The organism is Kitasatospora sp. NPDC048298 (genome assembly GCF_043201465.1).
In the GTDB taxonomy this organism is placed as follows: domain Bacteria; phylum Actinomycetota; class Actinomycetes; order Streptomycetales; family Streptomycetaceae; genus Kitasatospora.
The window spans coordinates 1-9,384 of record NZ_JBICYZ010000131.1 but is presented as its reverse complement, the minus strand read 5'-3'; the positions used below and the strand labels follow the sequence as shown (position 1 = coordinate 9,384).

General features: G+C 68.6%; 12 protein-coding genes and 2 pseudogenes. 7 read left to right on the top strand and 7 right to left on the bottom strand.

The window, feature by feature from the left end; translation table 11 throughout:
- Positions 1-92: 92 nt before the first annotated feature.
- Together ACGF0D_RS43555 and ACGF0D_RS43550 are read left to right on the top strand one after the other, a co-directional pair.
- Positions 93-230 (top strand): annotated as a pseudogene (locus ACGF0D_RS43555) (IS630 family transposase); the annotation flags it as partial.
- A 48-nt stretch (positions 231-278) separates the two neighbouring features.
- Positions 279-587: an immunity 53 family protein gene (locus ACGF0D_RS43550; protein ID WP_392926039.1), complete on the top strand. Its 309-nt coding sequence runs from the start codon at positions 279-281 to the stop codon at positions 585-587.
- Positions 588-1,034: 447 nt separating this feature from the next.
- On the opposite strand, the gene ACGF0D_RS43545 is transcribed toward ACGF0D_RS43550, so the two are convergent.
- The 4 genes from ACGF0D_RS43545 to ACGF0D_RS43530 form a co-directional block, all read right to left on the bottom strand.
- A complete protein-coding gene (locus ACGF0D_RS43545) occupies positions 1,035-1,508 on the bottom strand; it encodes a DIP1984 family protein (RefSeq protein ID WP_326847305.1) in 474 nt (157 codons plus the stop codon).
- Positions 1,509-1,967: 459 nt separating this feature from the next.
- Positions 1,968-2,837: a hypothetical protein gene (locus ACGF0D_RS43540; RefSeq protein ID WP_392884514.1), complete on the bottom strand. Its 870-nt coding sequence runs from the start codon at positions 2,835-2,837 to the stop codon at positions 1,968-1,970.
- Between the two features lie 235 nt (positions 2,838-3,072).
- Positions 3,073-3,276: a hypothetical protein gene (locus ACGF0D_RS43535; protein ID WP_392926041.1), complete on the bottom strand. Its 204-nt coding sequence runs from the start codon at positions 3,274-3,276 to the stop codon at positions 3,073-3,075.
- Between the two features lie 71 nt (positions 3,277-3,347).
- Positions 3,348-3,686, bottom strand: a complete 339-nt coding sequence (locus ACGF0D_RS43530) for a hypothetical protein (RefSeq protein WP_392926043.1) — start codon at positions 3,684-3,686, stop codon at positions 3,348-3,350.
- Positions 3,687-4,218: 532 nt separating this feature from the next.
- Between ACGF0D_RS43530 and ACGF0D_RS43525 the strand changes: the two genes are divergently transcribed.
- Complete coding sequence (locus ACGF0D_RS43525) at positions 4,219-4,596, top strand: hypothetical protein (protein WP_392926045.1); 378 nt, start codon at positions 4,219-4,221, stop codon at positions 4,594-4,596.
- A 192-nt stretch (positions 4,597-4,788) separates the two neighbouring features.
- Here ACGF0D_RS43525 and ACGF0D_RS43520 read toward each other — a convergent pair whose 3' ends face one another.
- Positions 4,789-5,166 carry a hypothetical protein gene (locus ACGF0D_RS43520; protein WP_392926045.1) on the bottom strand — a complete coding sequence of 126 codons (378 nt, stop codon included), beginning with the start codon at positions 5,164-5,166 and terminating at the stop codon, positions 4,789-4,791.
- A 532-nt stretch (positions 5,167-5,698) separates the two neighbouring features.
- Here ACGF0D_RS43520 and ACGF0D_RS43515 point away from each other — a divergent pair.
- The 4 genes from ACGF0D_RS43515 (at position 5,699) to ACGF0D_RS43500 (ending at position 8,350) form a co-directional block, all read left to right on the top strand.
- Positions 5,699-6,037: a hypothetical protein gene (locus ACGF0D_RS43515; RefSeq protein ID WP_392926043.1), complete on the top strand. Its 339-nt coding sequence runs from the start codon at positions 5,699-5,701 to the stop codon at positions 6,035-6,037.
- A 71-nt stretch (positions 6,038-6,108) separates the two neighbouring features.
- Positions 6,109-6,312 carry a hypothetical protein gene (locus ACGF0D_RS43510; protein ID WP_392926041.1) on the top strand — a complete coding sequence of 68 codons (204 nt, stop codon included), beginning with the start codon at positions 6,109-6,111 and terminating at the stop codon, positions 6,310-6,312.
- A gap of 235 nt (positions 6,313-6,547) precedes the next feature.
- Positions 6,548-7,417 carry a hypothetical protein gene (locus ACGF0D_RS43505; RefSeq protein WP_392884514.1) on the top strand — a complete coding sequence of 290 codons (870 nt, stop codon included), beginning with the start codon at positions 6,548-6,550 and terminating at the stop codon, positions 7,415-7,417.
- Positions 7,418-7,876: 459 nt separating this feature from the next.
- Positions 7,877-8,350, top strand: coding sequence for a DIP1984 family protein (locus tag ACGF0D_RS43500; RefSeq protein ID WP_326847305.1), 474 nt, complete (start codon positions 7,877-7,879; stop codon positions 8,348-8,350).
- A gap of 447 nt (positions 8,351-8,797) precedes the next feature.
- On the opposite strand, the gene ACGF0D_RS43495 is transcribed toward ACGF0D_RS43500, so the two are convergent.
- Together ACGF0D_RS43495 and ACGF0D_RS43490 are read right to left on the bottom strand one after the other, a co-directional pair.
- A complete protein-coding gene (locus ACGF0D_RS43495) occupies positions 8,798-9,106 on the bottom strand; it encodes an immunity 53 family protein (protein ID WP_392926039.1) in 309 nt (102 codons plus the stop codon).
- Positions 9,107-9,154: 48 nt separating this feature from the next.
- Positions 9,155-9,292: pseudogene (locus tag ACGF0D_RS43490) on the bottom strand (IS630 family transposase); the annotation flags it as partial.
- Between the last annotated feature and the right edge of the window lie 92 nt (positions 9,293-9,384).

Here is a 9,384-nt window from a genome sequence, read left to right as displayed (position 1 = left end):
ACGAGTGCGAGCAGGCGTACTGGACGAGACTGGAGCAACACCCGCAAGTCGCTTGATCACACGATCGCGGACTCCACGAAAGTCGGGGCAGCTCACTGCACGCCTACCTGCGGTGGCGCAACGCCAACGCCCGCCACCCCGACGTCCTGGCCGCCCAACGCAAGGAACGCGCCCGGATCCGCAGTGAGAAAGGACTCCGCTGGGGCGGACGACCTGTCCTCGCCGCCTGATCAAGCCGCTGGCAAGCTCTTGCGGTCACAGCATTAGCATCTCCTGCCATGAGCGATTCGGAGCATGTCCTCAACTGGCTGCAGGCCTGGTACGCCGATCAGTGCAACGAGGACTGGGAACACGAGTGGGGCGTGAAGATCGAGACGCTCGACAACCCCGGTTGGTCCGTCTCCATCGACCTGGAGAAGACGGACCTGAAGGAATGCGAGTACCCCCGACACGACGTCAACCGCAGCCCGCACGACTGGGTGTGGGTGTGGACCTCCGACAAGATCTTTCACGCCAGGTGCGGCCCTGCCAACCTCTCCGAGGCCCTCACGCTGTTCCGCTCCTGGGCGACCGCAAACACTCCTTGAGCGCTCGCCCATAGCCCGAGCCCCAACCCGGTGAACCTATGCGGTCGCAGCACTAGTCACGGAGTTTGACCGGCTGCTGACCTGCGATCAGGCCTCCGGCCAGAGGAGTTCCATTTCCTCGCCCGGCGGAATGAAGGTGACGGCGCTGTCCGCGTTCTCGACATAGCCGTACGCGTCGACTGTGGAGTAGGTGCGGGGGCCGTGACAGTGTGTACGGCCCCCGCACCGGGTGTGGGCGCCCCGTTCCCGCCCTCGTCGTCCGGATCTGCACATGGTGGTGAGCTGTGCAGTGTGCTCTATCACCTGTACGCGATGCTGAGCTGCACTGTTGGTGGGGAATCGAACCCCCTGCGTTGCTCTTCACGCGCCAGGGCCGGATAAACCGCCGGCCGCGGTGTGTGCACGCCTCCATGACGACTACCTGCTTCCCACACCCAGCTTGTGGGGTCAGTCCTCGATCAGGTCGATCTCCCAGTTGGTGCGCTGGATCAAGGTGTCCACCTCGCGGATCTCCTTGGCCAGAACATCTGCCTGGGCGCGGAGCTCGGCGACCGGCAGGGCGGAGAGAATCCGCAGTTCGGACCGCAACTGCCGTACGGCTCCGCGCTGGTCGCGTCCGGAGGCAGCGTCGGCGGCCGCGGTGGTCACCGAGTGGCGCAGCCGCAGGACGTCCCGGCGGGCGAGGGCGTCGGTAAGAGTGCCGCCACCCTCGATGAGCACGGTGGAGTTGGTCCGGTTGATCTGACGGATCAGCCTCTCCAGCTCATCCAGCACCTCCCCGGCTTGGGCCAGGACCTCCGCCGCGTTCTCGGCCGGCTCCTCGCCCTCCTGGTAGCGGGCACTGCCGACAACGCGCGCCCGCAACTGCTCCACCTGCCGCACCGCCGCCGCGCGCTGCGCGAGCGCTTCAGCCAGTTTCACCGCGTCATCCACCTCTGCCTGCCATTGATCGTCCGGCAAGTATGCATGTCGGTGGCTGACGGTGCGATTCGCGGGGTAGGGTCGGCCGGACTCACCCGACGGGCGCCGAATGGTTCATGAAACGACCTCACGGGCCCAATGAGAACCGGACAGTCCTGTCCCTGGCGGTCGGACTTCGTTGAGACAGAACCGTGCCGGTCAAACTTCGATGAGACTCGCCAAACTTCGGTGAGACGGGTCAGTCCGTGTCCTCTGACAGGCGGTCTTGACCGATTGACAAGTGATCTTGACCGGCCACGACGCCGAGCGGCGCAGCCGGCGGCCTGCGCCCGTGTGGTGGAACCGGGCCGGAGGCGGCCGTGGCAGAGCATGACGGCGCAGATGGGCGTCGAGGCGGGCGGTGGTGCGGGGGCGAGGGGTTCGACAACGGGAAGGGGCGCCGACGGCGAAGCGGCGTGTTCAGCGGGCGCCTGGGGCATCCGGCAACCGCACGACGGCGGTACCGGCCTGGGACTCGCCGAACCCCCAGCCCGCGACAAGGGAGCAGTCGACCGCTTCGAGGGCATCGCTCCACGGCCAGTGGTCGGTGCCGTAGTAGAAGCCGCCCTCGCTGCGCGCGGCCTCCTCGGTGCGGCAGAGCATGCGGAGATGGTCGCGCAGCGCGGGATGCGCGACCACGCCCAGCCTGTGCTCCCAGGGCTCGTCGGCGCAGCCGGCGCCCGACAGGTCGTGGATCGACACCAGGTGTTCGGGGCCGCGCTCGGTGAACGTGGCGGCCCGCATCGCATCGGCGAGAGTGCCGTCGGTCGCGACGCGCAGCAGCACGGTCAGCCAGCCGTTCAGCTTCGTGGACTCCTCGGTGGTGAGGTCGACCCCGTGGCGGCCCAGGAGCGGTCCCAACTCCGTGCCGCGCACCAGCGCCTCACCGGACTCGTCGACCGTCGAGACGGCCCGCAGGTCGGAGACGAAGGTGTCGTCGAACGGCCGGGGGCCCTTGTGCCCGCCGTCGCCCCACGGTCCCTTTCCCGTCAGGAGGTCGGCGTCGAAGCGAAACAGCGACCCGCCCAGGTCGAACCGCCATGTCCAGGGGGAGAAGGGGTACGCGCCGTCCGGATCCGGAAGGTGCCTCGGCTCCCGGCCCGACAGCGCGTCGGGGGTGGCCCAGGGGTTCGGGAACAGGAACTCGTCGAGGGAGTCCGAGGCGTAGTACACCCCGTATCCGGCGGCGGGGTCGGCGGCCGGTTCTCCGCCGAGCAGTATCGCGAAGGCACCGGCCAGCGCGGCGTCCCACCCGTCGAGGTCGGTCGCCGGGGCCGTTTCGGGCGTCATGATGGGCACTCCTTCAGGTCGGATTCATGTCGTGTCGCACGGGTTGACGCAAGGTATCGGTCGCCGGTGACACCCGCTGTCAGAGCCGGCAGGCTCAACTCGCAGGCCATGACAGCGACTTGTTCACCTCATGACAGCCGAGATCCCTGACCTCGACCGGCAGAAGACCGGCCCGACGACCCCTCGCCCTCGATCAGTCCGCTGTCACCCGTCCCACTGACACCGCCCCACCCACTCACGGGCCGGACTGCCACGGCCCGGCCCCGACCGGTCGGACGTCGAGTTCGCCGCGGCGGCGCTGGAACAGGCCGAGTGCGGCAACCGACGGGGCGTCGCGGAGCTCTCCGCCCTCGATCAATCGCCACACTTCGTCCTCGCTGAACCAGCGGCTGATCATGCCGGCCTCCGTCTCTTCCGGGTCGGCCTCTCTGCTGGTCAAGCCGGTGGCGAGAATGATGTGGACGCCTTGGTTGCAGTATCCGTAGGCCTCGTACAGATACCCGAGCCGTGTCATCGCTGTGGCAGTGAGCCCGTCTCCTCCGCGAGTTCACCCTGGGCGAGGTCCAGCGGATCTGCGTCGGGGCGCTCCTCCCACGAGCCCTGTGGGAACTCCCAGTAGCGTCCCTCCACCGGGTACCGGTACTGCTGGACGAGGTGGAATCCACCGTCGGCATAAGGAACGATCAGCGCGAAATCGGGCTTCTCCACCACGCCGAAAATCCCGGTCGAGCCGTCCTGGCGAATCGTCTTGTCCTCGCGGACGGTCATCCGGCGGTTCTTGTATACGACGTCGCTGCTGGTTGCTCGGATCTCTCGGTCGAAATCTTCCGGAGCGCCAGTGATGTGCATGCACGGAAGATTAACCGTCAGGCGCGGACGCTGGGCCAGAGTTCGGGGACTTTCCCGGCGTCCCGGTCCTGCTCGGGCCGGCGCCTGGTGTGGACGAGCCGGACTGCCCACCACGGGTCGTCGGCCGGTGGGCAGGGCGAGGACGATCGGGCGGGGCGGCCGGCGTGACAGACCGGGCACTCCAGGCGGTCCGGCTCGGCGTTCTTGTGCCTGCTTGTCGACCAGGGCGGCCAGGTCGGGGTCGATGCCGTTCCACGGATTCCAGGGGGGTGGAAGGCGGGGATGGTGGCGAGGACCTCGGGAGGGTGTGCGGCAGGGCCTGCTGCCCGGTGAAGACGCGGGAGGCCGCGGGCAGCGCGGTTGCCCCGCCCGTTATTCCTCGCCCCGCCGTCCCGATGGGCATGACGTACCCCACAGGGCGGTATGTACAAGTTTCAACATTTCTCCCGTAGCGTCGTTCTTGCCCCACCACAGCGGGGCACCGCCCGGAGCCATCAACCCATGGCTCCGGGCCGATCAAGGAGGAAAGATCATGAACAAGTCCGTCGGACGCCGGGCCGCCACCGCGGCCGCCGCGCTCGCCGCGACGCTCGGTGGGCTGCTGCTCGCCGGCGGCACCGCCTCGGCCGCACCGGCTCAGGCCGTCCACCGCGACACCACCGTCTCCGCCTCCCCGGCGGCCTTCCAGGTCCGCGACCACGAGGGCGACCGCTTCGACCGCTACGGCAGCGGGCACACGAGCCGCTGGGACGGCCACCGCTCCTGGGAGCGCCAGGGCAGCTACTGGTACAGCAACGACCACGGCCACCGGTACCGCTACGACGGCCACCGGTTCTACCAGTGGGACAGCGGCTGGCAGATCATCCAGGTCATCAACGCGTACGGGTTCAACCCGCACGTCTTCCGCTGACCTGCGACGGCTCGGGGCGGGAACGCGCGCCTGATTCGGTGCCGGCACACCGCGCGGCCCCAGCCGCCCTCTCGCGTCGCCGTTCGGCCGGACACCGGTGTCCGGCCGAACGGCGACGCGAGAGGGCGGCTGGGGCCGCGCGGTGTGCCGGCACCGAATCAGGCGCGCGTTCCCGCCCCGAGCCGTCGCAGGTCAGCGGAAGACGTGCGGGTTGAACCCGTACGCGTTGATGACCTGGATGATCTGCCAGCCGCTGTCCCACTGGTAGAACCGGTGGCCGTCGTAGCGGTACCGGTGGCCGTGGTCGTTGCTGTACCAGTAGCTGCCCTGGCGCTCCCAGGAGCGGTGGCCGTCCCAGCGGCTCGTGTGCCCGCTGCCGTAGCGGTCGAAGCGGTCGCCCTCGTGGTCGCGGACCTGGAAGGCCGCCGGGGAGGCGGAGACGGTGGTGTCGCGGTGGACGGCCTGAGCCGGTGCGGCCGAGGCGGTGCCGCCGGCGAGCAGCAGCCCACCGAGCGTCGCGGCGAGCGCGGCGGCCGCGGTGGCGGCCCGGCGTCCGACGGACTTGTTCATGATCTTTCCTCCTTGATCGGCCCGGAGCCATGGGTTGATGGCTCCGGGCGGTGCCCCGCTGTGGTGGGGCAAGAACGACGCTACGGGAGAAATGTTGAAACTTGTACATACCGCCCTGTGGGGTACGTCATGCCCATCGGGACGGCGGGGCGAGGAATAACGGGCGGGGCAACCGCGCTGCCCGCGGCCTCCCGCGTCTTCACCGGGCAGCAGGCCCTGCCGCACACCCTCCCGAGGTCCTCGCCACCATCCCCGCCTTCCACCCCCCTGGAATCCGTGGAACGGCATCGACCCCGACCTGGCCGCCCTGGTCGACAAGCAGGCACAAGAACGCCGAGCCGGACCGCCTGGAGTGCCCGGTCTGTCACGCCGGCCGCCCCGCCCGATCGTCCTCGCCCTGCCCACCGGCCGACGACCCGTGGTGGGCAGTCCGGCTCGTCCACACCAGGCGCCGGCCCGAGCAGGACCGGGACGCCGGGAAAGTCCCCGAACTCTGGCCCAGCGTCCGCGCCTGACGGTTAATCTTCCGTGCATGCACATCACTGGCGCTCCGGAAGATTTCGACCGAGAGATCCGAGCAACCAGCAGCGACGTCGTATACAAGAACCGCCGGATGACCGTCCGCGAGGACAAGACGATTCGCCAGGACGGCTCGACCGGGATTTTCGGCGTGGTGGAGAAGCCCGATTTCGCGCTGATCGTTCCTTATGCCGACGGTGGATTCCACCTCGTCCAGCAGTACCGGTACCCGGTGGAGGGACGCTACTGGGAGTTCCCACAGGGCTCGTGGGAGGAGCGCCCCGACGCAGATCCGCTGGACCTCGCCCAGGGTGAACTCGCGGAGGAGACGGGCTCACTGCCACAGCGATGACACGGCTCGGGTATCTGTACGAGGCCTACGGATACTGCAACCAAGGCGTCCACATCATTCTCGCCACCGGCTTGACCAGCAGAGAGGCCGACCCGGAAGAGACGGAGGCCGGCATGATCAGCCGCTGGTTCAGCGAGGACGAAGTGTGGCGATTGATCGAGGGCGGAGAGCTCCGCGACGCCCCGTCGGTTGCCGCACTCGGCCTGTTCCAGCGCCGCCGCGGCGAACTCGACGTCCGACCGGTCGGGGCCGGGCCGTGGCAGTCCGGCCCGTGAGTGGGTGGGGCGGTGTCAGTGGGACGGGTGACAGCGGACTGATCGAGGGCGAGGGGTCGTCGGGCCGGTCTTCTGCCGGTCGAGGTCAGGGATCTCGGCTGTCATGAGGTGAACAAGTCGCTGTCATGGCCTGCGAGTTGAGCCTGCCGGCTCTGACAGCGGGTGTCACCGGCGACCGATACCTTGCGTCAACCCGTGCGACACGACATGAATCCGACCTGAAGGAGTGCCCATCATGACGCCCGAAACGGCCCCGGCGACCGACCTCGACGGGTGGGACGCCGCGCTGGCCGGTGCCTTCGCGATACTGCTCGGCGGAGAACCGGCCGCCGACCCCGCCGCCGGATACGGGGTGTACTACGCCTCGGACTCCCTCGACGAGTTCCTGTTCCCGAACCCCTGGGCCACCCCCGACGCGCTGTCGGGCCGGGAGCCGAGGCACCTTCCGGATCCGGACGGCGCGTACCCCTTCTCCCCCTGGACATGGCGGTTCGACCTGGGCGGGTCGCTGTTTCGCTTCGACGCCGACCTCCTGACGGGAAAGGGACCGTGGGGCGACGGCGGGCACAAGGGCCCCCGGCCGTTCGACGACACCTTCGTCTCCGACCTGCGGGCCGTCTCGACGGTCGACGAGTCCGGTGAGGCGCTGGTGCGCGGCACGGAGTTGGGACCGCTCCTGGGCCGCCACGGGGTCGACCTCACCACCGAGGAGTCCACGAAGCTGAACGGCTGGCTGACCGTGCTGCTGCGCGTCGCGACCGACGGCACTCTCGCCGATGCGATGCGGGCCGCCACGTTCACCGAGCGCGGCCCCGAACACCTGGTGTCGATCCACGACCTGTCGGGCGCCGGCTGCGCCGACGAGCCCTGGGAGCACAGGCTGGGCGTGGTCGCGCATCCCGCGCTGCGCGACCATCTCCGCATGCTCTGCCGCACCGAGGAGGCCGCGCGCAGCGAGGGCGGCTTCTACTACGGCACCGACCACTGGCCGTGGAGCGATGCCCTCGAAGCGGTCGACTGCTCCCTTGTCGCGGGCTGGGGGTTCGGCGAGTCCCAGGCCGGTACCGCCGTCGTGCGGTTGCCGGATGCCCCAGGCGCCCGCTGAACACGCCGCTTCGCCGTCGGCGCCCCTTCCCGTTGTCGAACCCCTCGCCCCCGCACCACCGCCCGCCTCGACGCCCATCTGCGCCGTCATGCTCTGCCACGGCCGCCTCCGGCCCGGTTCCACCACACGGGCGCAGGCCGCCGGCTGCGCCGCTCGGCGTCGTGGCCGGTCAAGATCACTTGTCAATCGGTCAAGACCGCCTGTCAGAGGACACGGACTGACCCGTCTCACCGAAGTTTGGCGAGTCTCATCGAAGTTTGACCGGCACGGTTCTGTCTCAACGAAGTCCGACCGCCAGGGACAGGACTGTCCGGTTCTCATTGGGCCCGTGAGGTCGTTTCATGAACCATTCGGCGCCCGTCGGGTGAGTCCGGCCGACCCTACCCCGCGAATCGCACCGTCAGCCACCGACATGCATACTTGCCGGACGATCAATGGCAGGCAGAGGTGGATGACGCGGTGAAACTGGCTGAAGCGCTCGCGCAGCGCGCGGCGGCGGTGCGGCAGGTGGAGCAGTTGCGGGCGCGCGTTGTCGGCAGTGCCCGCTACCAGGAGGGCGAGGAGCCGGCCGAGAACGCGGCGGAGGTCCTGGCCCAAGCCGGGGAGGTGCTGGATGAGCTGGAGAGGCTGATCCGTCAGATCAACCGGACCAACTCCACCGTGCTCATCGAGGGTGGCGGCACTCTTACCGACGCCCTCGCCCGCCGGGACGTCCTGCGGCTGCGCCACTCGGTGACCACCGCGGCCGCCGACGCTGCCTCCGGACGCGACCAGCGCGGAGCCGTACGGCAGTTGCGGTCCGAACTGCGGATTCTCTCCGCCCTGCCGGTCGCCGAGCTCCGCGCCCAGGCAGATGTTCTGGCCAAGGAGATCCGCGAGGTGGACACCTTGATCCAGCGCACCAACTGGGAGATCGACCTGATCGAGGACTGACCCCACAAGCTGGGTGTGGGAAGCAGGTAGTCGTCATGGAGGCGTGCACACACCGCGGCCGGCGGTTTATCCGGCCCTGGCGCGTGAAGAGCAACGCAGGGGGTTCGATTCCCCACCAACAGTGCAGCTCAGCATCGCGTACAGGTGATAGAGCACACTGCACAGCTCACCACCATGTGCAGATCCGGACGACGAGGGCGGGAACGGGGCGCCCACACCCGGTGCGGGGGCCGTACACACTGTCACGGCCCCCGCACCTACTCCACAGTCGACGCGTACGGCTATGTCGAGAACGCGGACAGCGCCGTCACCTTCATTCCGCCGGGCGAGGAAATGGAACTCCTCTGGCCGGAGGCCTGATCGCAGGTCAGCAGCCGGTCAAACTCCGTGACTAGTGCTGCGACCGCATAGGTTCACCGGGTTGGGGCTCGGGCTATGGGCGAGCGCTCAAGGAGTGTTTGCGGTCGCCCAGGAGCGGAACAGCGTGAGGGCCTCGGAGAGGTTGGCAGGGCCGCACCTGGCGTGAAAGATCTTGTCGGAGGTCCACACCCACACCCAGTCGTGCGGGCTGCGGTTGACGTCGTGTCGGGGGTACTCGCATTCCTTCAGGTCCGTCTTCTCCAGGTCGATGGAGACGGACCAACCGGGGTTGTCGAGCGTCTCGATCTTCACGCCCCACTCGTGTTCCCAGTCCTCGTTGCACTGATCGGCGTACCAGGCCTGCAGCCAGTTGAGGACATGCTCCGAATCGCTCATGGCAGGAGATGCTAATGCTGTGACCGCAAGAGCTTGCCAGCGGCTTGATCAGGCGGCGAGGACAGGTCGTCCGCCCCAGCGGAGTCCTTTCTCACTGCGGATCCGGGCGCGTTCCTTGCGTTGGGCGGCCAGGACGTCGGGGTGGCGGGCGTTGGCGTTGCGCCACCGCAGGTAGGCGTGCAGTGAGCTGCCCCGACTTTCGTGGAGTCCGCGATCGTGTGATCAAGCGACTTGCGGGTGTTGCTCCAGTCTCGTCCAGTACGCCTGCTCGCACTCGT